Raw genomic sequence first — 25,436 nt, forward strand, 5'->3', positions numbered from 1 at the left:
CGCTCAGCCCTCGCGCACAGGGATCGGGGCGACGCTTTCGGACTGCGCGGCGCGCCAGGCGTCGAGCTTTGCCGCGAGGCCGGCATCGGTGTTCGCGAGCAGCGCGGCGGCGAACAGCCCGGCGTTGGTCGCCCCCGCCTTGCCGATTGCGAAGGTCGCCACCGGAATGCCGCCGGGCATCTGGACGATCGAATAGAGGCTGTCGACGCCGCTGAGCGCCGCCGACTGGACGGGAACGCCGAGCACGGGAACGCGCGTCATCGACGCGACCATGCCGGGCAGGTGCGCGGCGCCGCCGGCGCCCGCGATGATCGCCTTCAGCCCGCGCGTCGCGGCGCTTTTGGCATAGGACACAAGGCGGTCAGGGGTGCGGTGGGCCGAGACGATCTGGACCTCGTGGGCGATGCCGAAGGTTTCGAGGATGTGGACGGCGTGCGCCATCGTCGGCCAGTCCGACTGGCTGCCCATGATCACGCCAACGCTTGGCGCCGTGTCGCCCATCCCTCTGTCTCCCTGCCCGGGCGAGTCATCGCCGCGCCCCTCCCCTAGCGGGTCGAAATGATGCGGGCAACGCCATCAAATCGCGGGCTCCGTTTACCGATTGGTATCAAGTCCGTTCTAGGATCGCCCGTCACGAGAGACTGTCGGCATCCGGCCGGCGGCATGGGTTCGCTTCGGGGACGTTTGGGATGGACAGCATAGGGGGGGCACGGATCGCGGTCGATCACCTGACCGCCGTACCCGTCGACTCCATCGAGGACCAGTTGCGCGACGTTCGGCGCGAACGCGACGCGTTGCGCCGCGAAAATCGCGTCCTCAAGATCGCGGTCGCCGAACTCGAGCGCGTGTCGGAGCGCGACACGCTGACCCCCTTGTTCAACCGCCGCTATTTCCTGACCGCGATCCACCAGCGCATCGCGCGCTTCGAACGCCATGCCGAGACCGCCGCGGTAGTCTTCGCCGACGTCAACCAGCTCAAATTCATCAACGACAGCTTCGGCCATGCCGCGGGCGATTTCGCGCTGATCCAGATCGCCGACCGGTTGCTGTCCTCGATCCGCGCGACCGATGTCGCGGCGCGCATCGGCGGCGACGAGTTCGGGCTGATCCTCGACCAGTCGACCGAGGAAGGCGCGCGGGCGCAGGTGACGCGGCTGTGCGATATGCTGATGGCGGCCCCCGCCGTCTATGACGGGCGCGAGATCGCGCTGTCGGCGTGCTTCGGGGTCGCGATGCTCCAGCCCGACATGACCGAATCGGATATCCTCGCGGCGGCCGACCGCGACATGTATCGCTGCAAGCAGGGGCAGGATGGCCCCGCCGGCCATCGCTAACCGGCCATTAACCAAATGAGCGCATCGTCACACCCTTGAGGACCAGGGGGTGTCAGATGTTGCATCACAACGACCCGAACCACGATATCCAGCGCCGGATCACCGGGCAGATCGGCGCGCTCGCCGAGGCGCTGCCGCATTGCGCGCTGACCCAGATCGTCCAGGGGGTCGACGACATCCGTTGCCTGGCGCGCGATCATGGCTTTGCCGCGGTCGAGACGCTGGCGAGCCGGCTCGAATCGGCGGTCGCCGCGGGCGGCTATCGCGCCGCGATCCTGACCTATCTCGACGCGATGAGCGACGCCGCGAGCGTACCGCGCGGGCCGATGGCGCCCGCCGCACAGGAAGCCTGGCTGGCGTCGGTTGCGATGCGCCTCGGGCACTGATTCCAACGCTTCGGGACCGAACTTCATGGATGCGATCATGCTGGCGCTCGTCGCGGTGGCGCTGGCCAACGCCGACGGACGGACGGGGATTTTCCTGTCGCACCTGCTCGCCGCGCGCGACGACCGGCGGCTGGTGTTCGGCATCGCGGTCGGTGCATTCGTCGTCAATGCGGTGATCGCGGCGGTTGCCGGATCGATCGCCAACCGGATGATCGGGCAGGGCATCGTCGCGCTGCTCGTCGCCTTCGCGCTGCTGTCGGCGGCGGTGGCGCTCGCGTGGCGCGGGCGGCTGACGCTCGCCGACGATCGCGTGCTGACCGCGCCGGTACCGCTGCTCGCGGTGCGGATGCTGTTGATCCAGTTCGGCGACCGCAGCCATTTCCTGATCGGCGCGCTCGCGGCGACGAGCGGCGCGGGGCATTGGGCCGCGGCGGGCGGGCTGGCCGGATGGACGATCGCGATGCTGCCCTTCCTGGCTTTTGGACCCGCGCTCGTCGATCGGCTGGGCGCGAAGATCGTGCGCTGGGCGGCGGCGCTCATTCTGGCGATCTGGGGGCTGCGCAGCGCGATGACGGCGTTCGGGATGCTCGGCCAGTAATCGATTTTATCGATCATTCAGCGTGAAAGGCTGCGTGGGACCATGGGCTTTCCGATCCCTATATCGATAGGACAGGAAAGGAGGGTGTCATGCCCGACCATAATCAGCCCGCCGTCGCCGATGCGCTCAACGCGCTGCTCGCCGACAGTCTCGCGCTCTATCTCAAGACGAAAAATTATCACTGGCACGTTCAGGGGCCGCATTTTCGCGAACGGCACCTGTTGTTCGACGAACAGGCGACGCAGATACTCGCCACCACCGACCTGATCGCCGAGCGCGTGCGCAAGAATGGCGCCGCGACCTTGCGTTCGATCGGCGACGTCGGCCGCCGCCAGTCGATCCGCGACGACGATGCCGCGGGCGTCGATGCCGAAACGATGGTCCGCACGCTGGCCGCCGACAACAAGACGCTGCTGGCGCAGATCAAGGAGGTCAAGGCGGCGGCGGAAAAGGCCGGCGATATCGCGACGAGCGGCCTGGTCGACGGCTGGGCCGACGAGACCGAGCAGCGGGTTTGGTTTCTGGAGGCGACCGCGGGTTATTGAGCGGCAACTATCGACGCTTGATAGCCGACACACCTTTAATCCGTTCGTGTCGAGCGAAGTCGGGGCACCCCGAAGGCATGCATTACTGCAGGGGGTCTCGACTTCGCTCGACACGAATGGAGATGGGGGGCTCGCACCGTAAGATATGTGCCGCCACGCCCCCCAACGAAAAAGGGCGGCCTCTCGGCCGCCCTTTTCCTTATCCGTTCGGACCGTAATTCAGTCCTGATGCGGCTGGATGTTCACCGCGGCGAACTTGCCGCGATCATCGACTTCGATGTCGAAAGCGACGCGGTCGCCTTCCTCGAGGCCGGTCATGCCGGCGCGCTGCACCGCGCTGATGTGGACGAAGGCATCGGCCTGTCCGTCGTCACGCGCGATAAAGCCGAAGCCCTTGGTGGTGTTGAAGAACTTCACCGTGCCCGAGGTGCGTTCGCCGGTCAGCTGACGCCGGCCGCGGGCACCGCCCGGTGCGGGACGGTCGCCGCCGAAGCCGCCGCGGTCACCGCGATCGTCGCGGCGCGGGGCGCTGTCCTCGATCGGCATCGGTTCGCCTTCGATCTTCAGGTCGATCGCCGACACCTTGCCGTTGCGTTCGACGAGGGTGAAGCCGAGCGGCTGGCCCGAGGCCAGGCCCTGCAGGCCCGCCTGTTCGACCGCGCTGATGTGCACGAACACATCCTCGCCGCCGTCGTCGCGCGCGACGAAGCCGAAGCCCTTCGACGGGTTGAAGAATTTGACGGTGCCATTGCCTTCGCCGACGACCTGCGCCGGCATGCCGCCGCCGCGTCCGCCGCCGAAGCCACCACCGCCGCCGCCACGATCGCCGCCGCCGAAGCCGCCGCGATCACCGCCGCCGAAACCGCCCCCACGGTCCCCGCCGCCGCCACTGCGATCGCCGAAGCCGCCGCGCGACGCGCCGCCGCCATAGCTGTCACCGCCATAGGGCGCCGGTTCGAAGCTGTCGAAATTGCCGAAATCATCGCGCTTACCGCGCCCCCGATGGCCACGGCGGTCTTTGTTGAAACTCATTGTCTGATAGTCGCTTTCGGTCGTCCACGCTCCGTTACCACCGGCTCCTTGCGCCGGACGGAGACGCAGTTCACCCTTGGCACAGACTCGCCCCGTGCCGCTAACGGCGCAATATATAACCTAAATGACCGGCCGCTGCGAACAGAAAATTCGCGGGCTTCGTCGCGATGCGGGCAGCGTCCGTCGCACCCGCCCGGCGCGCCCGCGGCGCGGGCAAAACCAGTCATTGAGCCGCAAGGCGGCTTGGCCTAAGGCGAGGCCATGACAGTCTATTTTCATGAAGAGGATCTGCCCGAGGGCGTGCTGGGTCCGGGTGCGGTTGCGATCGATACCGAGACGATGGGGCTCAACCCGCTGCGCGACCGGCTGTGCCTGGTTCAGATCAGCGACGGGTCGGGCGACGAGCATCTCGTCCGCTTCGGTCCCGGCAGCGCCTATGACGCGCCGGTGCTGAAGGCGATACTGACCGATGCCAACCGGTTGAAATTGTTCCATTTCGCGCGTTTCGACATCGCCGCGCTGCAGCAGGCGCTCGGCGTCGTGACCGCGCCGGTCTATTGCACCAAGATCGCCTCGCGGCTGATCCGCACCTACACCGACCGCCACGGGCTGAAGGAACTGGTCCGCGAATTGCTGGGCCAGGAGGTGTCGAAACAGCAGCAGTCGAGCGACTGGGGTGCCGCAACGCTGAGCGACGCGCAGCGCGACTATGCCGCGAGCGACGTGCGCTTCCTCCACGCGATGAAGGAGATCCTCGACGCGCGGCTGGTCCGCGAGGGACGCATGGAACTGGCGCAATCCTGTTTCGACTTCCTGCCGACGCGCGCGGCGCTCGACCTCGCGGGTTGGCCCGAGGCCGATATTTTCGCGCACAGCTGAGGGGGCGATTCGCATGTCCGCCCGCGCCGATCATGATCGCACGATGCGCCAGTTGTGGGCGACCAGCGGGTCGAGCCACGACCGTGTCGTGCGCATCCTGCGCTTCGGCCTGCCGCTGGTGATCGGCGTCGTCGCCGCGGTGATGATTTTTTCGCCCTTCACCCAGCGGACCGAGGTCAGCTTCCTCTTGTCCAAGGACAAGGTCGAGGTGGCGCAGGAGCGAATGAAGGTGACCCGCGCCGAATATCGCGGGCAGGACACCAAGGGCCAGCCCTTCGCGCTCGTCGCGGGCAGCGCGGTACAGAAAAGCTCGGCGGAGCCGATCGTGCGGATGGAGCAATTGTCGGGCGCCATCAACCTGGCCGACGGGCCCGCGACGATCGCGGCGGCGGCGGGGCAATATAATATGGACACCGAACAGGTCGCAGTGCCCGGCGCGGTGCGCGTGCGCAGCGCCGACGGATACCGGATCGACGCGAGCAATGTCGCGATCGATTTGAAGTCGCGCAGCCTGACGGGCCGCGGCGGGGTCAACGGCACGTTGAACATCGGCAATTTTTCGGCCAACGCGCTGTCGGCCGATCTCGACACGCGCGTCGTCCGCCTGTCGGGCAATGCCCGGCTGAGGATCAATCAGGGAGTGCTGAAATGACCGCAACGCCGCGCCTGGGGGGATTGCGCAGCCTGATCTTGGCGGGCGCGAGCTTCGCGCTGACCAGTCTCGCGATCCTGTCGGGCGGCAGCGGCGGCGCCCCGGCGCGGGCGCAGGCGCTCGCCAACCACAACAGCAACGCCCCCGTTGATTTCAGCGCCGGCAGCATCGAGGTGCAGGACCGGTCCGACCGCGTCGTGCTGTCGGGTGGGGTGCGGGTGACGCAGGCGGGCATGACCGTGACCTCGCAGCGCATGACCGTCGCTTATTCGCGGCAGGGCGGCACCGACGTCAACCGGCTCGACGCGACCGGCGGCGTCGTGGTGACCAAGGGCGACGAGCGCGCAACGGGCAATGTCGCGATCTACGACCTCGACAAGCGGCTGATCACGATGGTCGGCAATGTCCAGCTGACCCAGCGCGGCAACCGCCTGAACGGCGGGCGGCTGGTGATCGACCTCAATTCGGGGCGCGCGACGGTCGATGGGCGCGGCGCGACGCGCGGACCCGACGGCAATGTCGTCCCGGGTGCGGGCGGGCGCGTGACCGGCACCTTCACCGTTCCCGAACGCAAGCAGTAACGGCCTCTAAGTCAAGACGAATTCCGACCCGCGCGGCGGGCGCGGCTCATCACTTTCGCCCGTTACTTGCGATATCCCGGTTTCGTGTCACTATTCCCCTGTGATTTTTCAGAAGTGGGGGAGGCGAGTCGTGTCGATTTCCGAAAGCTTTCTTGATACGATATTCACCGTGACCGATCCCGATGCGCGGTTGCGCAAGCCGGGCGCGCTGTTCGAGTTCGAAACATGGCGGGCGGGCGACGCGCTGCCCGCCGGCGCCGCGGTCGGCGGGTTCAAGACGATCCCCAAGAACAGCAAGGTGAAGGTCGAGCAGATCAAGATCGAACCGTCGGGGAGCCAGTCGAAGATCGTCTTCGCGCTGGTGGCGCCGGCGGCGGGCGGCGCGGCGCTGGGGTGGACCTCGACGCGCAATTTCAGCGGCAGTTTTCGCAACGTCACGCTGGGCAAGATCGCTCCCGCGCCGGGAGCGGGGCAGTTCGGACCCAATGCGGCGTGGAAGGGCGGCGCCTATCAGGGCCAGATCACGCTGGTCCCGATCGTCGACCGGACGCTCGAGATCGAATATCTGTCGGAGGCGATCGTCGCGCCCTATCAGCAGATGGTCGCGGCGGCGGCGGCGGACGGGATCGCGATCCTGCTCAATTCGGGCTTTCGCACCTATGCCAACCAGAAATATCTCTATGAGGGCTATGTCGCGGGACGGCCGGGGTTCAACAAGGCCGCCAAGCCCGGGTCGTCGAACCACCAGCACGGCATCGCGCTCGACATCGACACCGCGGGGGGACTCGGCAGCCCGACCTATGACTGGCTGGCGAAGCATGCGACGCGCTTCGGTTTCATCCGCACCGTGCCGAGCGAAGCCTGGCATTGGGAGCATCGTCCCGCGGCGGCAGCGGCGGCGCGCGCCGCGGGCCGGCACCAGCTCTGATCCGCGGCTGCGATTCACGGGAAAGGGGGCGCTAACCTTTTCCGTCAACGCAGCCGATACCATGGCGCGGCAAGGTGACGGCGGGACCAGACCATATGCGGCACCGGGGGGTGCGACGCCGCGCAGTAAAAGGCGCCCCGCCCATGCGGTTCTCCCCGATTGTCACGCCGCGCCGGCCGCTGTTCGGTCGGCGGCTGACCACCATCGAAACCCCCGAACTTGCCGGCCCGACCAGCGAGGAACGGCGACTGATCGACCGCCTGCTGCGCCGGGCGGGATATCGCGATTCGCGGTAGAAGAAGAAAATCTCACGCAAAGGCGCAAAGGCGCAAAGAAAAAGGGTCTCACACAAAGACACAAAGATGTCGCGCCTGGTCGCTGGCATCGGCTCGTCGCCGCAGGCGACATTTTCAAAGGCGCTTCGCGCGATCCTCGCGCCGCGCCCGTGGCGTGCGCTGCCCTCTTTGTGTCTTTGTGTCTTTGTGCCTTCGCGTGAGATATTCATGGTGCCGCGCGCGGAGGCATAAGCCAGCCTGTCGTCACCAACCCCGCTTGGCGTCGCGCTCTGGCCGCCCTACATGGGGCGCCGATGCCGCCCGATACGCAAACTTCCGCCGATGCGGCCAAGGAACCGCCCGTGCTGGACACGCTGCGGCGCTTCCTGCCCTATCTCTGGCCCGCCGGGCACACCGAGCACAAGCTGCGCATCATCGCCGCGGGGCTCATCGTGCTCGCGTCGAAGGGCGTCCAGCTGTCGATGGGGTTCCTGTACGGCGCCGCGATCGACAAGATGGCGCCGGGGATGGAGCAGGGCGTCGCGCTCGCGATAGGGCTGGTGCTCGCTTATGCCGGCGCGCGCTTCGCCGGGGTGCTGTTCGACAATATGCGCAACGTCGTGTTCGAACGCGTCGGGCAGGATGCGACGCGTGAACTGGCGATCGCGACCTTCACCCACCTCCACGCGCTGAGCCTGCGCTTCCACCTCGCGCGGCGGACCGGCGAGGTCACCAAGGTGATCGAGCGCGGGACCAAGAGCATCGACACGATGCTCTATTTCCTGTTGTTCAACATCGCGCCGACGATCGTCGAGCTGCTCGCGGTGCTGATCATCTTCTGGACCAAGTTCAGTTTCGGGCTCGCCAGCGCGACCGCGCTGATGGTGATCGTCTATATCATCTTCACCCGCAAGGTGACCGACTGGCGCAATGCGCTCCGCGTCCGCATGAACGACCTCGACACGCTCACCGTCGGGCGCAGCGTCGACAGCCTGCTCAATTACGAGACGGTCAAATATTTCGGCGCCGAGGAGCGCGAAGCGGCGCGCTATCGCGACGTCGCCGACCAATATGCCAAGGCCGCGGTGAAGAGCGAGAACAGCCTCGCCTGGCTCAACATCGGGCAGAGTTTTGTCACCAACGCCGCGATGGCGGGGGCGATGGCGTACACCGTGTGGGGCTGGTCGAAGGGGCAATATCAGGTCGGCGACGTGGTGCTGGTGAACACGCTGCTCGCGCAGCTGTTCCGCCCGCTCGACATGCTCGGCATGGTCTATCGCGTCATTCGCCAGGGGCTGATCGACATGGAGGCGATGTTCCGCCTGATCGACACCCCGCCCGAGGTGCGCGATGCCGAGGGCGCCTGGCCGCTGGTGGTGAACGGCGGTGCGGTGGCGTTCGACAATGTGGTGTTCGGCTATGAACCCGACCGGACGATCCTCAACGGGGTCAGCTTCGCGGTCGGCGCGGGCGAGACGCTGGCGATCGTCGGGCCGTCGGGTGCGGGCAAGTCGACGATCGCGCGGCTGCTCTTCCGTTTCTATGACCCGCAGGGCGGGCGGATCACCATCGACGATCAGGATATTGCCAAGGTCACCCAGAAAAGCCTGCGCGCCGAGATCGGCATCGTCCCGCAGGACACGGTGCTGTTCAACGACAGCATCGGCTACAACATCGCCTATGGCCGCGAGGGCGCGCGTGCCGAAGAGATCGCGGCGGCGGCGGAGGGTGCGGCGATCGACACCTTCATCGGCATCCTGCCGCAGGGGTACGACACCGAGGTCGGCGAGCGCGGGCTGAAGCTGTCGGGCGGCGAGAAACAGCGCGTCGCCATCGCGCGCACCCTGCTCAAGAACCCGCCGGTGCTGATCCTCGACGAAGCGACGAGCGCGCTCGACAGTCGCACCGAGGCGGCGATCCAGGACACGCTCGACCGCATCGCCGAACGCCGCACCACGCTGGTGATCGCGCACCGCCTGTCGACGGTGACGGGCGCGGACCGGATCATCGTGCTCGACAAGGGCCGCGTGGCCGAGACCGGGACGCACGAGCAACTGCTGCGCATGCGCGGGCTCTACGCCGACATGTGGGCGCGGCAGCAGGCGGAGAAGGAGGAGGGGACGGTTTGATCATTGCTAGAGGCGGAAATGGCGAAGATTAAATCGGCAGGTCACCATTGGTGGCCGGAATGTGTGTCAGAGCATTGGGCGGATGACGATGGAGGCGTCACCTGGCTCCTTCCTGACAATTCGGTCCGCAAGAGTGTTCCGAAAAACTTTGGGCTAATAGGTAACGGCCATACGATCAAAATTGGCGAAAATCCAAGTGAAGTGACGCCTTGGGACACCAGTTTCGAGGCCGAATTTCAGGTCGCTGACGACAACTTTCCGAGCGTTATCGATTGGCTCTATCGGTTGGATCGTTGCTATCCACCTTTTTCAGATGCTGCCGAGGAACGCATAGTGCACGTTTCCGCTGCCGATAAGCAGTTCGAAATGCTCATCGAGTGCATTGTATCGTTGGCAGTTAGGAGTCCGAAGCACCGCGAGACCGCAGTCGCACTCGCCGAGGAGTTTCGTGGCCCTCTCCCCGAATGGAACCGGAACAGCTTAATCGGGGTCAATATGCGCAACTCTCAACGAAATGCCGTGAGGTCGATCAGAAGTTCGGGCAAAGCGATGGTCATCTTTTCACCTGATCGAGAATTTGTCTTTGGAGATGGCTTTTTCCATAACATCTTGGCGCCCGTAGAACACTTACATGGCCCCAAAATTCTCGTTCCGCTAACGCCTTGGATGGCCGTGCTATTCGCGAAACCCAGCAGCTACCGGCTTGATCCTAGACTAGTTACGCTTGTCGCTACACCGTCGGAGGTTGATGCACTTAATTACGCAGTTCAAGTTTACGCTAGAAATGCGATATTCTATCGATCCGAACGACCAACTGTGACAGACGTTTTTGCGCTCGGGAAGCACATGGTGTTTGCAAGCCCGAGAAATAGCGTTGACGAGTTAATCCATAAAATTCCCGGAATCCCCCCGCGCGACACCTCACTGGACGCGATATTTTATCCGCCTACCAATTAACTCCATGTCCTGCTCTTGGTCCGCACGGCTTTCGGACCTTGCCCGGTAGCCGATCTCGCGATCCTATTCCCGATCAATTTACAAATTTGTAAGCAATTACCGCCATTTCGGCAGCAATCGTCCCGCCCTGTCCGCGGGCTGTTTTGCGTCAAGAGGTGGGGATTTTGATCAGGCTGGCCATGTGCATCGCGATCGAGCACGATCCGTGGCTCGTCGCGCTCGCCGTCGCGATCTGCGGCGTCGGTGCCTTTGCCATCGTGCAGATGTTCGAACGCGCGCGCGATGCGGAGCGGGCGCAGGGGATCGCATGGGCGTTCCTCGTCGCCGTCGCGGCCAGCGCGACGATCTGGTGCACCCATTTCGTCGCGATGCTCGCCTTTGAAGCGAAAGCCCCCGTCACCCTCGATCCGGTGTTGACGATCGCCTCGCTGATGGTCGCGATAGTCGGATCGTTCATCGGTTTCGCGGTCGCCGCGTGGGGCCGCGACGACATTTTTGGCGCGATCGGCGGCGCGCTGTTCGGCGGCGCGATCGCCGCGATGCACTTTACCGGCATGACCGCCTATCGCGTCGACGGCATCGTCGCCTGGGACCAGAATTATATCGCCGCGGCGGTGATCAGCGGCATGGTCTTCGCCGCAGCCGCGCTGACCGTGCTGCGCACGCAGCGGGCGATGCGCCATCGGGTCCTGCTCGCCACGACGCTCATCGTGCTCGCGATCGCCTCGCTCCACTTCCTCGCGATGACGGCGATGCGCATCACGCCGATGGCGCTCGACCAGACACCGCTCCGCCCTTCGGAATTCAATGCGCTGGCGCTCGCGACCGTGCTCGTCGGCGGCATCGTCATCGCTGCGGGCGTGTTCGCGGCGATGCTCGACCGGCAGACGCGCTCGGAGGCGATGCGCGAGCTGACCCATATGGCGATGAACGACGCGCTGACCGGCCTGCCCAACCGCACCGCCTTTCGTGCCGAACTGGCGCGGCAGATCGGCGCCGCGATCGTCAATGGCGAGCGCGTCGGTCTCTGCGCGATCGACCTCGACCGCTTCAAGGAAATCAACGACGTCCACGGCCACAAGGCCGGCGACGAGGTGCTCGCGCGCATCGCGCAGCGGATGCGCGATGCGCTCGGCCACAATGAATTTGTCGCGCGGCTGGGCGGCGACGAGTTTGTCGCACTGACGCGCTTTACCGATCGGGCGCAGCTGACGGCGTTCGCGGCGCGGCTCGATGCCGAGCTGAAGGCCCCGCTGATTCTGGCGGATTTCGAGGCGCGGCTGGGCGCCAGCATCGGCATCGCGGTCTTCCCCGACGATGCCGCGACCGCCGAGGTGCTGGCGAACAATGCCGACCTCGCGATGTATCGCGCCAAGGCCGATGCCGCGCCGGTGCCGTGCCATTATGATTCGCAGCTCGACGAGGCGATCCGCGATCAGCGCGAACTCGCCGCCGACCTGCGCCGCGCGATCGACCGCGACGAACTCGACGTCCATTACCAGGTCCAGACATCGGTCACGAGCGGGGCGGTCACCGGCTATGAGGCGCTGCTGCGCTGGACCCATCCGCAACGCGGCGCGATCCCGCCCGCGGTGTTCATTCCGATCGCCGAATCGAACGGCTTCATCCTCGCGCTCGGCGAATGGGTGCTGCGCCGCGCCTGCGCCGATGCGGCCGCCTGGCCGCACCAGTCGAAGGTCGCGGTCAATGTGTCGCCGCTGCAGCTGGCGCACGCCGACCTGCCGCGCCTGTTCCACCAGGTGCTGATCGATACCGGCCTGCCGCCGCGGCGGCTGGAGATCGAGCTGACCGAGACCGCGATCATCGCCGACCGCGACCGCGCGCTGCACGTGCTGCGCCAGATCAAGGCGCTGGGCATCGGGGTCGCGCTCGACGATTTCGGCACCGGCTATTCGTCGCTCGAAACGCTGCGCGCCTTTCCGTTCGACAAGATCAAGCTCGACCGCTTCTTCGCCGCCGAGCTGGAAGGCAATATCCAGTCGACGGCGATTTTGCGCGCGGTGCTGGCGCTGGGCAAGAGCCTGTCGATCCCGATCCTGGCGGAAGGGATCGAGACGCGCGAGCAGCTCGAGGTGCTGCGCCGCGAGGGCTGCGACGAGGCGCAGGGTTTCCTGATCGGCCGCCCGGGCCGCGGGGTCGCGCTGGCAGATGCGGGCGGAGGCTTGGGCGCACAGGCGGCCTGACGGGTCGCCCGTCACGTTTTTTTGCGCCGCACAACTTGACCCGCCGTGCCCGCGCCCCGTACGCAAGGAGCATGCCGCACGACACTTCTTTGATCGGAACCGTGGTCGCGGGCTTGGGGGTCGCCTTTTTGATGGGCGCGCTGGCGCACCGGCTGCGCATTTCGCCGATCGCGGGCTATCTGCTCGCCGGGGTGATGGTCGGGCCGTTCACCCCGGGCTTCGTTGCCGACACCGGGCTTGCGATGCAGCTCGCCGAGATCGGCGTGATCCTGCTGATGTTCGGGGTCGGCCTGCATTTTTCGCTGAAAGACCTGTTGTCGGTGCGCAAGATCGCGGTGCCGGGGGCGGTGCTGCAGATCGGGGTGGCGACCGCGCTGGGGATGATGCTCGGGCTGTGGCTCGGCTGGTCGATCGAGGGCAGCGTGGTCTTCGGCCTCGCGCTGTCGGTCGCCTCGACGGTGGTGCTGCTGCGCGCGTTGCAGGCGCGCGACATGGTCGAGACCGAAAAGGGACGGATCGCCGTCGGCTGGCTGATCGTCGAGGACCTCGTCATGGTGCTCGCACTGGTGCTGCTGCCCGCGATGTTCGGGGCGCGCGGCGACGAGGGAACGAGCGCGGGGCTGCTGCAATCGGCGGCGATCGTGCTGGTCAAGGTCGTCGGTTTCGCCGCCTTCATGTTCGTGATCGCGCGGCGGGTGCTGCCCTGGGTGCTGCACTGGGTCGCGCATTCGGGATCGCGCGAGCTGTTCCGGCTCGCGGTGCTGGCGATCGCGCTAGGGGTCGCGTTCGGCGCGGCGGTGATTTTCGACGTGAGCTTTGCGCTCGGCGCCTTCTTTGCCGGCATGATCCTCGGCGAGACGCAGCTGTCGCGCCGCGCCGCCGAGGAAACGCTGCCGCTGCGCGACGCGTTCGCGGTGCTGTTCTTCGTATCGGTCGGCATGTTGTTCGACCCCAAGGTGCTGATCGAGCAGCCGGGGCCGGTGATCGCGACGGTCGCGATCATCGTCATCGGCAAATCGGTCGCCGCCTATGCGCTCGTCCGGGCGTTCGGTCACCGGAGCCAGACCGCGCTGACCGTGTCGGTCAGCCTGGCGCAGATCGGCGAATTCTCCTTCATTCTCGCCGGGCTGGGGGTCGGGCTCGGGGTGCTGCCCGAAACCGGGCGCGACCTGATCCTCGCCGGCGCGCTGCTGTCGATTCTGTTCAATCCGATCCTGTTCACCCTCGCGGTGCGGCGCATCCGCGCCGAGCAGCCCGATGCGGCGGAGGAGCCGGTCGCGGCCGAAGCGGCGCCCGCGCCGTGCAACGCCGGGGTGGTGCTGATCGGCTATGGCCGCGTCGGCAGCCATATCGGCTCGCTGATCTGCGGCCGCGGTGAGGGGCTGACGGTGATCGAGGACCAGAAGGACATGGCGGCGGCGGCGAAGCAGGCCGGGGCGACGGTGATCGTCGGCGACGCGACCAAGGAAAGCATCCTGCGGCAGGCGGGAATCGAGGACGCCTCGACCCTGCTGATCGCGATCCCCGAAGGGGTCGAGGCGGGGGCGATCGTGCGGCGGGCGCGGGCGATCAATCCCAAACTGCTGATCGTCGCGCGCGCGCATTCGGACGAGGAGGTGACCGACCTGGTGCGGCGCGGCGCCGACCATGTCGTGATGGCCGAACGCGAGACCGCGTCGCGGATGGCCGAACGGGCGATGCTGGCGCGGGCTTAGCTTCGCGTCTCATTCTACCTTTGTCATCCCCGCGAAAGCGGGGGCCCAGCGAAGGGTAAGTCGACTTACGCACTGGGTCCCCGCTTTCGCGGGGACGACGATATTTGAGGATCGATCCCGATATTGAGGAGGTCGGGGCTTCCCCCACTCCCCCAAACTTCCTATCGCCCCGGCATGACCGCCGCCGCGCTGCTCCCCCTCCTGAAATCGACCTTCGGCTTCGACCATTTCCGTGGCCGCCAGGGCGAAGTCGTCGACCGCGTCATGGCGGGCGAGCGCACGCTCGCGGTGATGCCGACCGGCGCAGGCAAGTCGCTGACCTATCAGCTGCCCGCGGTCGCGCTGCCCGGCTGTGTCGTCGTCGTGTCGCCGCTGATCGCGCTGATGCACGACCAGCTGCGCGGCGCGCGGGCGGCGGGAATCCGCGCGGCGGCGCTGACCAGCGTCGATGCCGATTTCGCCGAGACGCGCCAGCGCTATCGCGACGGCGACCTCGACCTGCTTTATGTGGCGCCCGAACGCGCGACCGGCGAGGGGTTTCGCGCGCTGCTCGAGGCGCGCAGCCCGGCGCTGTTCGCGATCGACGAGGCGCATTGCGTCAGCGAATGGGGGCATGATTTCCGCCCCGATTACCGCCTGCTGCGGCCCTTGCTCGACGCCTTCCCGGCGGTGCCGCGGCTTGCGCTAACCGCGACCGCCGACAAGCATACGCGCGAGGATATCCTCGTCCAGCTCGGCATCCCCGCGGGCGGACTGATCCTCGCGGGGTTCGACCGGCCGAACATCCGCTATGCGATGCGCGGGCGCGTCACCCCGGCGCGCCAGCTCACCGATTTCATCACCGCCAATCCGGGCCCCGGCATCGTCTATTGCCCGACGCGCAGCGGGACCGAGAAGCTGGCGAGCCAGCTCGCGGCGGCGACCGGGCGCAAGGTCGCGGCCTATCACGCCGGGCTCGATCCCGAAATCCGGGCGCGGGTGCAGCATGATTTCGTCGCGTCGGAGGACGGCATCGTCACCGCGACGGTCGCCTTCGGCATGGGGATCGACAAGCCCGACGTGCGCTTCGTCGCGCACGCCGGGCTGCCGAAATCGATCGAGGCCTATTATCAGGAAACCGGCCGCGCCGGCCGCGACGGCGACCCGGCCGAGGCGCTCATGCTGTGGGGGGCGACCGACTTCGCGATGGCGCGGTCGCGATTGGGCGAACTGCCCGAGGCGCGCGTCGCCGGCGAGCGGACACGCCTGAACGCGCTTGGTGCGCTGGTCGAGACGCCGGCGTGCCGCCGCGCCTTGCTGCTCCGCCATTTCGGCGAAGACCCGCCCGAGCGCTGCGGCAATTGCGACAATTGCCTCGAACCGCCGAGCCGGATCGACGCGACCGAACTGGCGCGCAAATTGCTCTCGGCGGTGTATCGCACCGGGCAGAGCTTCGGCATCGGCCATGTCGAGGCGGTGCTGACGGGGCGCAGCGACGAGCGGATCGTCAGTCGCGGCCACGACAAATTGTCGGTGTTCGGCATCGTCGCGGGCGAGGAGGCGCGGCTGATCAAGCCGCTGGTGCGCAGCCTGATGGCGCGCGAGGCGCTCGCCACGACCGAACATGGCGGGCTGATGCTCGGCCCAGCGGCGCGCCCGGTGCTGAAGGGCGAGGCCGAGGTGCTGATGGCCGAACCGCCGGTGAAACGCACGCGGCGCGAGCGCGGCGGCGCGGGCGGGGCGCCGAACCCGGTCGGCGACCCGCTGTTCGACGCGCTGCGCAGCGTCCGGCGCGAACTCGCGGCCGAGGCGGGGGTGCCGCCCTATGTCGTGTTCCACGACGCGGTGCTGCGCGCGATGGCGACCGAAAAGCCCGGCACTTTGCACGCGATGGGGGCGATCCCGGGAGTCGGTGCCAAAAAGCTCGAGGCGTGGGGCGATGCGTTTCTGGCGGTGATCAGGCAGTTTTAGAAAAATCTCACGCAAAGGCGCAAAGGCGCGAAGAAGTAGAATCTCACACAAAGACACAAAGATGTTGGCGAAAATTGCGAACGGTTCCTGCGCCGCAGGCCAAAAAATGCGCTTCGCGCGGGCCTGTTGCAACGCCGAAGGTCATTGCCGCCCTCTTTGTGTCTTTGTGTGAGATTCCTTTTTCTTCTTCGCGCCTTTGCGCCTTTGCGTGAGATCGAAAAAACGCCAAGTTCGCGGTTCGCTTTACCCCCGCACCGGTCGATTGACAGCAGCCCTCGGCCCAAGCATCTAGGCGGCTCGGGGTCGCAGCCGATGGAGTTTGCCATGCTGCGCTATGCCCTGCCGATCCTTCCCGCCCTGTTGCTCGCCGTCCCCGCCGCCGCCGCCGCCGAGGAAACACCGGTCGCCTATGGCGACGCGGCGCGTTGCGGGGTGCTCAACAGCCTGATGGGGGTGCTCGTCGAGGGCGATGCCGAAGCGGTGCGGACGCGCGAGGCGATGGCGCTGACCTGGTTCGCGCTCGCCAGCGACCGATCGGCGTTGAGCGACGCCGAGCAGACCGCCGCCTTCGATACGGTGCACAAGGAAGAGGGCGAAGCCGTGGTCGCGCAGCCCGCCGAAGGCAGCGCGCGGGCCGATCACCTGATCGGTCGCATGACCGCGTGCGACAAGCTGCGCCGGGCCCATCTCGACGCCTATCGCGACATGGCCGAACTGCTCGCGCTCGCGGCGCCCGAAAAATTCGCGGGCGGCGCCGCGCTGGAGCGGCAGGGCAGGGAACCGCCGCCGATCCCGCGCAAGGATTTGAGCTTCGGCGACGGCTGGACCTTTCAGTCGCGCGGCAACAGCTGCATCGCGACGCGGCCGCTGGCGAAGGATCTGACGCTCGCGCTGCGCTTCACCAATTTCAACGATGGCAATATCTGGCTGAGCGGCAAGGCGCTGCCGCGCATCGACGAAGGCAAATCCGAGGCGCTGTCGGCGCAGCACGAGAAGGGCGCGAGCGCCGGCGAGGATGCCGAAGGCAATCCGCGCGATCGGTTCGATCCCGGCGTCGCCTACGCCAATTTCCCGGGCACCGCGATCTTCGTCGATGGCGCGGTGGCGGCGCGCTTCCTTTATGGCGCCACCGAGGAAGGCGCGACCGATTACAAGCTGGGCGCGCTGCAAGAATATTATTGGCCGACTCTGAAGGCGGGCCGGACGATGCAGGTCAAGGTGCTCGGCAAGGAAATGGGGGTGGTCCAGCTTGCCGCCGCGGACGGGCTGTGGGCCGAAATGCAGACCTGCATCGACCAATATCCCGACGGCTAGGCATGGTGGCGCCGCCGCGCGCCGTGAGCTAGCAGACGGCGATGGCGGCGCTGGACATAATCGACCCGATGATTCGCGGCGGCGCGATCGCACTGTTCGCGCTGTGGATTGCTATTTTGGTGCGCGACCATCGCGCTGTCCTGTCGGCGCGGGTCGCGATCGCGATGAACGTCGCAATCGTCGCCTATCTGCTGGCGCGGCTGTTCCGACCGCATGGCGCGGCGCTTTTCCCCTATGTGCTGAGCGATGCCTTGTCGGTGATGGTGCCGGCGCTGTTCTGGCTGTTCGCGCGGCTGTGGTTCGACGACCGGCGGCGGATCGGTTGGCGCAGTTGGTTGCTGGTGCTGGCGTTCGGCGCGTTGCCGCTGATCCAGGTTGCGCTGATCGCGGTGACCGGGCGCTTCAGCTGGGAGATTTGGGGGGTGGTGCGGATCGGCATGTTCGCCTTTGCGGTTGCGGGCATGTGGATCGCCTGGCGCGGGCGCGCCAACGACCTGATCGAGGCACGGCGCGGATTCCGGCTCGGCGTCGTCGGGGCGATCGGCGGCTTCATCCTGCTCGTCACCTTTGTCGAGATGTTTCACAACCGCGACATGAGCCGGGACCTTGGCCGGTCGGTGACGCTCGTCGCGATCTTCGTCGCGACCTTCATCGTCTCGGTCGGGCTGTACCGGTTTCGCGCAGCCGAATTGTTCGCGGCGCCGGGAGCGTCGACGGAACCCGATGCGGTGGCGTCGCCCACCGCGCCGTCGCCGCTGGCGCAGCGGTTGCGTGCGGTGATGGCCGATGAGCGCGCCTATCGCGCCGAGGGCTTTTCGATCGCGATGCTCGCGGCGCGGCTCGGCGAGCCGGAGTACCGCGTGCGGCGCGCGATCAACGGCGAGATGGGCTATCGCAACTTCACCGCCTTCCTGAACGGCTTCCGGCTCGACGAGGTCCGCGCCGCGCTCGCCGACCCGGCGCAGCGCGAGGTGCCGATCCTGACGATCGCGCTCGACGCGGGTTTCGGCTCGCTCGGGCCGTTCAACCGCGCGTTCCGCGACGCCGAGGCGATGACGCCGAGCGAATATCGCAGCGTCCGACTCGCCGATTCCAGAATCGGCTAGCCGTTTTCCGACATCGGGGAGCGGGGCATCTGCTGCCGTGCTGAAAGGCGGGCATCCAATCCAGACAGGATGCCCCGATGCTCGACGCCTTTCCGCCGCTCGCCAATCTGGTCCACAAAGGGCCGGTCGTCTTCGCCTTCGACTTCGGTCGCTACCTGGTCGCCGCCGCGCTGGTCGCGGCGATCGTCTGGGGATTGCGGCGGACCAGCCTCAGGACTCGCAAGATCCAGGCGCGCGAGGCGACGATGGCCGACAGGCGCCGCGAATTCGCGCAATCGGTGCAGACCGTCGCGGTCTATACGGTCGTGTCGGCGTTCATCATCTGGGGCGTCGATGCCGGGGTGCTGCACCGGTTCGAGGGCAGCTATGGCTGGGTCGGCGACCTCGCGCTGCTCGCCGCGATCATCGTCGCCCACGACGCCTATTTCTATTGGGTGCACCGCGCGATGCACCACCCGAAATTGTTCAGGATCTTCCACCGCGCGCATCACCGCTCGATCACCCCGACGCCCTGGGCGGCGTACAGTTTCGCGATTCCCGAGGCGTTCGTGATGATCGCCTTCGTGCCGATCTGGCTCTTCTTCGTGCCGACCCCGGGCTGGGTGATGCTGAGCTGGATATTGTTCCAGATCCTGCGCAACGCGATGGGGCATGCGGGGTTCGAGCTCCACCCGCGCTGGTGGCTGTCGACGCCGTGGACGCGCTGGATCAACACGACGACGCACCACGACCTCCACCACAATGGCGGCTTCAACAAGAATTACGGGCTCTATTTCACCTGGTGGGACAAGATGATGGGGACCGAGCATCCGCGTTACGCCGAGCGTTTTGCCGAGGTGGTGGCCGGCGACCGCGCGGTGGGCGCGAAACCCGCCGACTCAGGCGCAACAGCGGTGGCCGCCTGAACCGAAACCGCCTTCCCGGGCGAGGGGTTCGGGGAGAAGGCAGTGGGGCGCCGCGCAAGGGCGTCCCGCCTCACGGAGCCTGGGGGCGCGGCTCGCGCCCCCAGGCTTTCGCGCCTTTCGGTTTATCGGCGGGGGCGCTCCGGCGGCGAGATGACCGAGACGATGTCGCTGCGCAGTGTCCAGCTGAGCCGTTCGTAAAGCGCCTTGCCGTCGGCGGTGGCGACTAGCAGGCATGTGGTGACGCCCCGCGCAACGGCGCGGCGACCGAGTTCGGCCATGATCGCCGAGCCGAGCCCGCGGCGAGCGAACGCCGCTTCGGTGACGATCTGGTCATAGACGGCGGTGCGGCCATGGATGCCGAGAACGCCGCGCGCGGCGAGCGACCCGTCGCCATGCCTGGCCACCGCCTCGAAACGGTCGGTGCTTTCATCGACTTCGATCGCAAAGCCGGGTGTGGGCCGCGCCGCCGGCATGAGGGCGTCGGTCGCCATCAGCCACATCGCGTCGCGCGGCTGCCAGCGCGGCGGAATATGGGGGAGAATGGCGTCGCGCGGCGCGGCAATGTCGACATAGATATGGGGCGCCGCGACAGCGGCGAACGCATCGGCGGCCGCCTCCCCCGACACATTCCCCAGAATGAAGCGGCCGGCCTGGTCGGGCTTGCCGACATCGAACCACAGCGCCGGAGGGGTGGTCGTGGCAACCGGATCGCCAAAGCCGCGCGCCGCGCAATAGCCGAAGGCCCATGTGAAATGATCGTCCATGGCAACGACCATAGGTAAAGCGCCGGGCAAGGAAAGCGGCAACGCAGCTTCCCGCTTGTCAGCGAGCGGGCGGCGGGAGTAGATCGGCGCCATGAGCGATTTTCGAACCCTGTCCGCCGACTATAGCGTCGCCCCCCAGATTACACTCGAGGACGTGGCTGAGGCCAAGGCCGCGGGCTTCGCGATGATCGTCAACAACCGGCCCGACGGTGAGGAACCCGCCGCGCCGCAGGGCGACGATATCGCGCATGCCGCGGCGGCCGAGGGACTGGCCTATGCCGCGATCCCGGTCGGCCATGCGGGCTTCAGCCATCCGCAGCTCGACGCGCTCGACACCCTGCTCGGCGATGCGACGGGGCCGGTCCTCGCTTATTGCCGCTCGGGCACGCGCTCGACGCATCTGTGGGCGCTGACCCGCGCGCGCGCCGGCGACGATGTCGATGCTATCGTCGAGGCAGCGGCGAATGCGGGGTATGACCTGAGCGGGCTACGGCCGATGATGGACGCGCTCGCGGGCGACAAATGACGCTGGCGGACCTCATCCAATTGGGCGCTTCGCTGGTCGCGGTGCTGTTCGTCGCCTGGCTGGTCAAGGCCATGGGACTGGGCGCCGATCCGCGCATCGCGGATGAGGCGCATGCGATCCGCCTCGCCGAAGAGGCCGAGGCGGGGTTCAGGGGCGTCGAGGTCGCGCGCGACCGGGCGGGTTTCGCGGCGATCGTCCGCGATGCCGGGGGGCGCCAGATGCTGGTCCGCGCGCATGGCAATCATTTCGCGGCGCGCCCGATCGACGCCAGCGTGACCGGTCGGCTCGACAAGGACTTTCTGATCCTGACCATGCCCGAACGCACCTTCGGCACGGTGACGCTGCAATTGGGGAAGGACGCGGGGATGTGGGCCAGCCGGATGCGCGAGATCGCCCGTGGATAAGCTTCCCGATCCCGTCGTCTATGCGGTGCCCGCCTTCATCCTGCTGCTGATCGCCGAGATGATCGTTTCGCTGCGCCGCGACAAAAGTCGCTACGAGGCGCGCGACACGCTGACCTCGCTGATGCTCGGCACGGTCAGCCAGGTCGCCGGTGCGCTCGTCGGTGCGGCGGTGGTCGGCATGTCGGTGTGGGTCTATCAGTTCCACCTGTTCGACATCGGCATCGATTTCCGGAGCTGGTGGTGGGCGTGGATTCTCTGCTTCTTCCTCGACGATCTGGCTTATTATGCCTTCCACCGCAGCGCGCACCGCGTCCGCTGGTTCTGGGCGAGCCATGTCATCCACCACAGCTCGCAGCATTATAATCTCTCGACCGCGCTCAGGCAGACATGGACGGGCTTTTTCAGCCTGACCTTCCTCTTCCGGCTGCCTTTGTTTCTGATCGGCTTTCCGCCCGCGATGGTGTTCTTCTGCGCGGGGCTGAACCTGATCTACCAGTTCTGGATCCATACCGAGGCGATCGGGCGGATGCCGAAATGGTTCGAGGCAGTGATGAACACCCCGTCGCACCACCGCGTCCATCACGGCGTCAACCCGCGCTACCTCGACGCCAATTATGCCGGGGTCTTCATCATCTGGGACAAGATGTTCGGCAGCTTCGTCGCCGAGCGCGACGACGAACCGGTGCGCTATGGCATCGTCAAGCAGCTCGGCAGCTTCAACATATTATGGGCCGCGGTCCATGAATGGGTCGGCATCGCCAAGGACGTCTGGCATGCGCCGTGGAAGCACAAGCTCGACTATATGTGGCGCGAGCCCGGCTGGAGCCACGACGGCAGCCGCGCGACGAGTGCGATGATCAAGGAACGCTGGGCGGCGGGGCGGCCGGTGGAAGAGCCGGCGGAGTAGGCATCCTCGCCCCCGCGAAGGCGGGGGCCGTTGTCGGCCTTGGTCATCGGCGAAGGCGTAAACTTCCAGCGGCCCCCGCCTTCGCGGGGCGACGACTAGGGTCTTGCTTCGCCCGCTAATGACATTCATGTAAGCACCCGACGACCGCCCGCAGGCGGCGCGAGGGGAGCGGCATATGGATCAGTTCGACATCATCGTCATCGGCGGCGGCAGCGCGGGGAGCGCGGCGGCGGGCCGGCTGGCCGAGGACGGCAAGCGGACGGTGTGCCTGGTCGAGGCGGGTGGGACGAACGATATCGTCCGCGTCAAGACCCCGGGCTTCATGCCCTTCATCCCCGAGGCGTCGAACTATCGCTACGACACCGTCCCGCAAAAGGGGCTGAATGGCCGCATCGGATATCAGCCGCGCGGGCGCGGCCTCGGCGGGTCGAGCGCGATCAACGCGATGGTCTATATTCGCGGCCACCAGTTCGATTACGACCAGTGGCAGGCACTTGGCGCGAGCGGCTGGAGCTATGCCGACGTGCTGCCATATTTCAAACGCAGCGAGGGCAATGAGCGCGGGGCGGACGATTTCCACGGGAGTGACGGCCCGCTCAATGTCATGGACCAGCGCTGGCCCAATGTGACGAGCCGGCGCTTCGTCGAAAGCGCGGCGGCGCTGCAACTGCCGCGCACCGCCGATTTCAACGGACCGAATAACGAAGGCTTTGGCCTCTATCAGACGACGCAAAAGGCGGGCGAGCGCTGGTCGGCGGCGCGCGCCTATGTCGAACCGCTGCGCGGGCGCGCCAATCTCGACATTCGCACCAAGGCGCTGGTCGAGAAGATCCTCGTCGAGGACGGGCGCGCGACCGGGGTCGTGATCCGGCGCGGTGGTAGCCGGGAGACGCTGCGCGCGCGGGGCGGGGTCATCCTGTCGGCGGGGGCCTTCAACAGCCCGCAGATCCTGATGCTGTCGGGGATCGGTCCCGGCGCGCATCTGCAGGAGCAGGGCATCGATGTGGTCGCCGACCGCGCCGCGGTGGGCGCCGATTTGCAGGATCATATCGATTATGTGTCGAGTTGGGAGACGCGCTCGACCGATCCCTTCGGCGACAGCCTCGGTGGCAGCTGGCGGATGCTCAAGGCGATTGTCGAGCACCGGCTGAAACGCACCGGCATCATGACGACCTGCTTCGCCGAAGCGGGCGGCTTCTGGAAATCGCACCCCGACCTGCCCGCGCCCGATATCCAATATCATTTCGTGCCCGCGATGCTCGAGGACCATGGCCGGACCAAGGTCAAGGGGCATGGCTTTTCGATCCACGCCTGCGTGCTCCGCCCGGAGAGCCGCGGCACGGTGCGCCTCGCATCACCGGACGCCGCCGCCGCGCCCGCGATCGATCCGGGCTTCCTGACCGATGACCGTGACATGGCGACGCTCCGCGCCGGGGTGCGGATGATGCACCGCATCGCCGCCGCGCCGCCGCTGTCGGACTATGCCGGCGCCGACCGGCATCCGGTGGACCTCGCCGACGATGCCGCGCTCGACGCGCTGATCCGCAGCCGAGCCAACACCGTCTATCATCCGGTCGGGACGTGCCGCATGGGCAGCGACGATGCTTCGGTGGTCGACCCGACGCTGAAGGCGAAGGGCCTCGACGCGCTGTGGGTCGCCGATGCGAGCATCATGCCGCGGCTGGTCAGCGGCAACACCAATGCGCCGAGCATCATGATCGGCGAACGCGCGGCGGATTTCGTGAAGGCGGCTTTGGCCTGACGTTCCCCGGCGAAAGCCGGGACCCGGAGAGCTGGCGCGGCGTCGCATGGACCCCGGCTTTCGCCGGGGAACCGGAGCGCTAAGCGCAAGCCTCCGCCAGCACCCGCCCCGTCTCCGTCAGCCCATAGAGACTGCTCGGCGGCCGTCCGTCGACCACATCGCGCACGACCAGCCCATGCTTGCCGAGCGCCGTCAGCCCCTGCGACAGCGCGCGCGGGGTTGCGGGGGAGAGCAGCCGCGACAGCGCGTTGAAGCGGGCGTGCCCGGCGTCGATGCCGGCGACCAGCGGCAGCCCCCAGCGCGTCGCCGCGCCGGGCGGCAGGCCGACTGCCGCCTGCGCCTCCGCGATCGTCGCGGCGCGCAGTGCGGCGGCGGCCCCGCTTTCGGTGAGGATATATTCGGGGCGCAGCGGGTGGCCGTGGCCGGGATTGCGCTGCACCCAGCCGATCGCCGCCGCCGCCTCGAGCGTGCGCGTCAGGCTATCGCGCGCGAGCGCGAGCCGCTTCACCAGTTCGACGAACCGCGCGCCCCGGTGCGCGGCGAGATCGGCGAGCAGCGGGACCAGCCAGCGGTGGCGGGTCAGCTGCGCGAGCAGGGGATCGGGAACGCTTGACGGCATTGGCTAGTAACTATACAAACCAGACTATTGAAGCAAGCGGATTGGGGCTTGGGTTCCAATTCATAAGCACCGTCATTGCGAGGAGCCGCAGGCGACGCGGCAATCCAGAGCGGGCGTCAGTCGCCCTGGATTGCTTCGCTTCGCTCGCAATGACGAAGTCCTGGCCAGATAGGGAGAAATGACAATGGCGTTGAAGATCGGGTCCGAACTCACCTGTTCGATGGGGGTCAAGGACATGACCGCGTCGATCGCCTGGTACGAACGGGTGATGCTGTGCGAATTGCTCTACCGCGCCGACGAGATCGGCTGGTGCGAGCTCAAATCGCCGATGGCGGGCGTGAACATCGGGCTGAGCGAGGTCGAGACGGTGGTGCAAGGCGGCGGCGCGACCAACGTCTTCGAGGTCGAGGATATCGAGGCGGCGAAGGCGCATCTCGATGCCGAAGGGGTACGGCAGGACGGCGATATCCAGCATATTCCGGGGTTGGTGAAGCTGCTCACCTTCTACGACCCCGACGGCAATGCCTTCATGTTTTCGCGGTCCGAGGCGGGCGCCGGCTGAACGCCCGATAGCGCAACCCCCGCCGCATTGCTGCCGCGGGGGGTCGCGATGGGTCCGTCTTCAAGCCCGGGCCCGACTCGCTCATTCTTTCGTCCGAGCGGAAATCCGCAACGCGACGCGTGCGGCGACAGGTACGCGGGCGCTGGCTATTCGGGAGGATTCCGCCGCGGCGAATCGGGGGCTTTCGCAGCCGCCCCGTGCGCCGGCTGCGGCGCAGAAAAATTCCGCGCCGCGCTTTTCCGGGCTTTTGCGCGATGGCTTATGCTGCGCACAAAAAAAGAGGGCCGGGACTTGCGTCCCGGCCCAGCCTTTCAGGCTCTCCCCTCCTGAAACTCTTGATGGTTGAATGCCATATTAATGTCATGATGGAAAGGCCTAAATTTGCATCACCACTGCCTATTT

At 66.9% G+C, this 25,436-nt stretch carries 26 protein-coding genes; 22 read left to right on the forward strand and 4 right to left on the reverse strand.

Features of this window, described 5'->3' with window-relative positions; all coding sequences use genetic code 11:
- Positions 1 to 3 precede the first annotated feature (3 nt).
- Positions 4 to 501 carry a 5-(carboxyamino)imidazole ribonucleotide mutase gene (gene purE / locus EEB18_RS11750; RefSeq protein WP_187139636.1) on the reverse strand — a complete coding sequence of 166 codons (498 nt, stop codon included), beginning with the start codon at positions 499 to 501 and terminating at the stop codon, positions 4 to 6.
- Between the two features lie 188 nt (positions 502 to 689).
- Here purE and EEB18_RS11755 point away from each other — a divergent pair, with 188 nt between their 5' ends.
- The 4 genes from EEB18_RS11755 to EEB18_RS11770 all read left to right on the forward strand — a co-directional run bounded on the left by EEB18_RS11755 (position 690) and on the right by EEB18_RS11770 (position 2,863).
- Positions 690 to 1,334 (forward strand): GGDEF domain-containing protein, encoded by a 645-nt coding sequence (locus tag EEB18_RS11755; RefSeq protein WP_056342511.1) that lies wholly within the window; start codon positions 690 to 692, stop codon positions 1,332 to 1,334.
- 56 nt (positions 1,335 to 1,390) lie between these two features.
- A complete protein-coding gene (locus EEB18_RS11760; RefSeq protein ID WP_187139635.1) occupies positions 1,391 to 1,720 on the forward strand; it encodes a hypothetical protein in 330 nt (109 codons plus the stop codon).
- 25 nt (positions 1,721 to 1,745) lie between these two features.
- The gene (locus EEB18_RS11765) at positions 1,746 to 2,318 is read left to right on the forward strand and encodes a hypothetical protein (protein ID WP_187139634.1); all 573 of its coding nucleotides are present in this window, start codon (positions 1,746 to 1,748) and stop codon (positions 2,316 to 2,318) included.
- Between the two features lie 89 nt (positions 2,319 to 2,407).
- Positions 2,408 to 2,863: a Dps family protein gene (locus EEB18_RS11770; protein ID WP_187139633.1), complete on the forward strand. Its 456-nt coding sequence runs from the start codon at positions 2,408 to 2,410 to the stop codon at positions 2,861 to 2,863.
- A 219-nt stretch (positions 2,864 to 3,082) separates the two neighbouring features.
- Here EEB18_RS11770 and EEB18_RS22810 read toward each other — a convergent pair whose 3' ends face one another.
- Positions 3,083 to 3,895, reverse strand: coding sequence for a cold-shock protein (locus tag EEB18_RS22810; RefSeq protein WP_187139632.1), 813 nt, complete (start codon positions 3,893 to 3,895; stop codon positions 3,083 to 3,085).
- A gap of 261 nt (positions 3,896 to 4,156) precedes the next feature.
- Here EEB18_RS22810 and EEB18_RS11780 point away from each other — a divergent pair, with 261 nt between their 5' ends.
- From EEB18_RS11780 to EEB18_RS11840, 13 genes are all read left to right on the forward strand, one after another.
- Positions 4,157 to 4,774, forward strand: coding sequence for a ribonuclease D (locus EEB18_RS11780; RefSeq protein ID WP_187139631.1), 618 nt, complete (start codon positions 4,157 to 4,159; stop codon positions 4,772 to 4,774).
- A gap of 13 nt (positions 4,775 to 4,787) precedes the next feature.
- Complete coding sequence (gene lptC, locus EEB18_RS11785; RefSeq protein ID WP_187139630.1) at positions 4,788 to 5,426, forward strand: LPS export ABC transporter periplasmic protein LptC; 639 nt, start codon at positions 4,788 to 4,790, stop codon at positions 5,424 to 5,426.
- On the forward strand, positions 5,423 to 6,007 hold the full coding sequence (locus EEB18_RS11790; protein ID WP_056342530.1) for an LptA/OstA family protein: 585 nt from the start codon (positions 5,423 to 5,425) through the stop codon (positions 6,005 to 6,007). The genes lptC and EEB18_RS11790 overlap by 4 nt, the downstream gene beginning before the upstream one ends.
- Before the next feature lie 130 nt (positions 6,008 to 6,137).
- Positions 6,138 to 6,935: a M15 family metallopeptidase gene (locus EEB18_RS11795; protein WP_187139629.1), complete on the forward strand. Its 798-nt coding sequence runs from the start codon at positions 6,138 to 6,140 to the stop codon at positions 6,933 to 6,935.
- A gap of 143 nt (positions 6,936 to 7,078) precedes the next feature.
- On the forward strand, positions 7,079 to 7,231 hold the full coding sequence (locus tag EEB18_RS11800) for a hypothetical protein (RefSeq protein ID WP_187139628.1): 153 nt from the start codon (positions 7,079 to 7,081) through the stop codon (positions 7,229 to 7,231).
- A 293-nt stretch (positions 7,232 to 7,524) separates the two neighbouring features.
- The gene (locus EEB18_RS11805; protein ID WP_187139627.1) at positions 7,525 to 9,339 is read left to right on the forward strand and encodes an ABCB family ABC transporter ATP-binding protein/permease; all 1,815 of its coding nucleotides are present in this window, start codon (positions 7,525 to 7,527) and stop codon (positions 9,337 to 9,339) included.
- Positions 9,340 to 9,357: 18 nt separating this feature from the next.
- Positions 9,358 to 10,296 carry a hypothetical protein gene (locus tag EEB18_RS11810; RefSeq protein WP_187139626.1) on the forward strand — a complete coding sequence of 313 codons (939 nt, stop codon included), beginning with the start codon at positions 9,358 to 9,360 and terminating at the stop codon, positions 10,294 to 10,296.
- A gap of 164 nt (positions 10,297 to 10,460) precedes the next feature.
- Positions 10,461 to 12,500 carry a putative bifunctional diguanylate cyclase/phosphodiesterase gene (locus tag EEB18_RS11815; protein WP_262407908.1) on the forward strand — a complete coding sequence of 680 codons (2,040 nt, stop codon included), beginning with the start codon at positions 10,461 to 10,463 and terminating at the stop codon, positions 12,498 to 12,500.
- A gap of 71 nt (positions 12,501 to 12,571) precedes the next feature.
- On the forward strand, positions 12,572 to 14,215 hold the full coding sequence (gene ybaL / locus EEB18_RS11820; RefSeq protein ID WP_187139625.1) for a YbaL family putative K(+) efflux transporter: 1,644 nt from the start codon (positions 12,572 to 12,574) through the stop codon (positions 14,213 to 14,215).
- Between the two features lie 174 nt (positions 14,216 to 14,389).
- Entirely contained in the window at positions 14,390 to 16,165 is a 1,776-nt protein-coding gene (gene recQ, locus EEB18_RS11825) for a DNA helicase RecQ (protein ID WP_187139624.1), read from the forward strand.
- Between the two features lie 324 nt (positions 16,166 to 16,489).
- Positions 16,490 to 17,479, forward strand: coding sequence for a hypothetical protein (locus EEB18_RS11830; protein WP_187139623.1), 990 nt, complete (start codon positions 16,490 to 16,492; stop codon positions 17,477 to 17,479).
- A 41-nt stretch (positions 17,480 to 17,520) separates the two neighbouring features.
- Entirely contained in the window at positions 17,521 to 18,585 is a 1,065-nt protein-coding gene (locus EEB18_RS11835) for an AraC family transcriptional regulator (RefSeq protein WP_187139622.1), read from the forward strand.
- Positions 18,586 to 18,662: 77 nt separating this feature from the next.
- Positions 18,663 to 19,490, forward strand: a complete 828-nt coding sequence (locus tag EEB18_RS11840) for a sterol desaturase family protein (RefSeq protein WP_187139621.1) — start codon at positions 18,663 to 18,665, stop codon at positions 19,488 to 19,490.
- A 122-nt stretch (positions 19,491 to 19,612) separates the two neighbouring features.
- Here EEB18_RS11840 and EEB18_RS11845 read toward each other — a convergent pair whose 3' ends face one another.
- Positions 19,613 to 20,254 carry a GNAT family N-acetyltransferase gene (locus EEB18_RS11845; protein ID WP_187139620.1) on the reverse strand — a complete coding sequence of 214 codons (642 nt, stop codon included), beginning with the start codon at positions 20,252 to 20,254 and terminating at the stop codon, positions 19,613 to 19,615.
- 91 nt (positions 20,255 to 20,345) lie between these two features.
- On the opposite strand from EEB18_RS11845, the gene EEB18_RS11850 reads away from it, so the two are divergent.
- The 4 genes from EEB18_RS11850 (at position 20,346) to EEB18_RS11865 (ending at position 23,853) form a co-directional block, all read left to right on the forward strand.
- Positions 20,346 to 20,780, forward strand: coding sequence for a TIGR01244 family sulfur transferase (locus EEB18_RS11850; RefSeq protein WP_187139619.1), 435 nt, complete (start codon positions 20,346 to 20,348; stop codon positions 20,778 to 20,780).
- Positions 20,777 to 21,184 (forward strand): hypothetical protein, encoded by a 408-nt coding sequence (locus EEB18_RS11855; RefSeq protein WP_187139618.1) that lies wholly within the window; start codon positions 20,777 to 20,779, stop codon positions 21,182 to 21,184. Before EEB18_RS11850 ends, EEB18_RS11855 begins: the two co-directional genes overlap by 4 nt.
- Positions 21,177 to 22,091, forward strand: a complete 915-nt coding sequence (locus EEB18_RS11860; RefSeq protein WP_187139617.1) for a sterol desaturase family protein — start codon at positions 21,177 to 21,179, stop codon at positions 22,089 to 22,091. The genes EEB18_RS11855 and EEB18_RS11860 overlap by 8 nt, the downstream gene beginning before the upstream one ends.
- Positions 22,092 to 22,266: 175 nt before the next feature.
- Positions 22,267 to 23,853 carry a GMC family oxidoreductase gene (locus EEB18_RS11865; RefSeq protein WP_187139616.1) on the forward strand — a complete coding sequence of 529 codons (1,587 nt, stop codon included), beginning with the start codon at positions 22,267 to 22,269 and terminating at the stop codon, positions 23,851 to 23,853.
- A 79-nt stretch (positions 23,854 to 23,932) separates the two neighbouring features.
- On the opposite strand, the gene EEB18_RS11870 is transcribed toward EEB18_RS11865, so the two are convergent.
- The gene (locus tag EEB18_RS11870) at positions 23,933 to 24,472 is read right to left on the reverse strand and encodes a winged helix-turn-helix transcriptional regulator (protein ID WP_187139615.1); all 540 of its coding nucleotides are present in this window, start codon (positions 24,470 to 24,472) and stop codon (positions 23,933 to 23,935) included.
- Between the two features lie 184 nt (positions 24,473 to 24,656).
- Between EEB18_RS11870 and EEB18_RS11875 the strand changes: the two genes are divergently transcribed.
- Positions 24,657 to 25,034: a VOC family protein gene (locus tag EEB18_RS11875; protein ID WP_187139614.1), complete on the forward strand. Its 378-nt coding sequence runs from the start codon at positions 24,657 to 24,659 to the stop codon at positions 25,032 to 25,034.
- The last annotated feature ends 402 nt before the right edge of the window (positions 25,035 to 25,436 follow it).

Source organism: Sphingopyxis sp. OPL5 (assembly GCF_003797775.2).
In the GTDB taxonomy this organism is placed as follows: Bacteria; Pseudomonadota; Alphaproteobacteria; order Sphingomonadales; family Sphingomonadaceae; genus Sphingopyxis.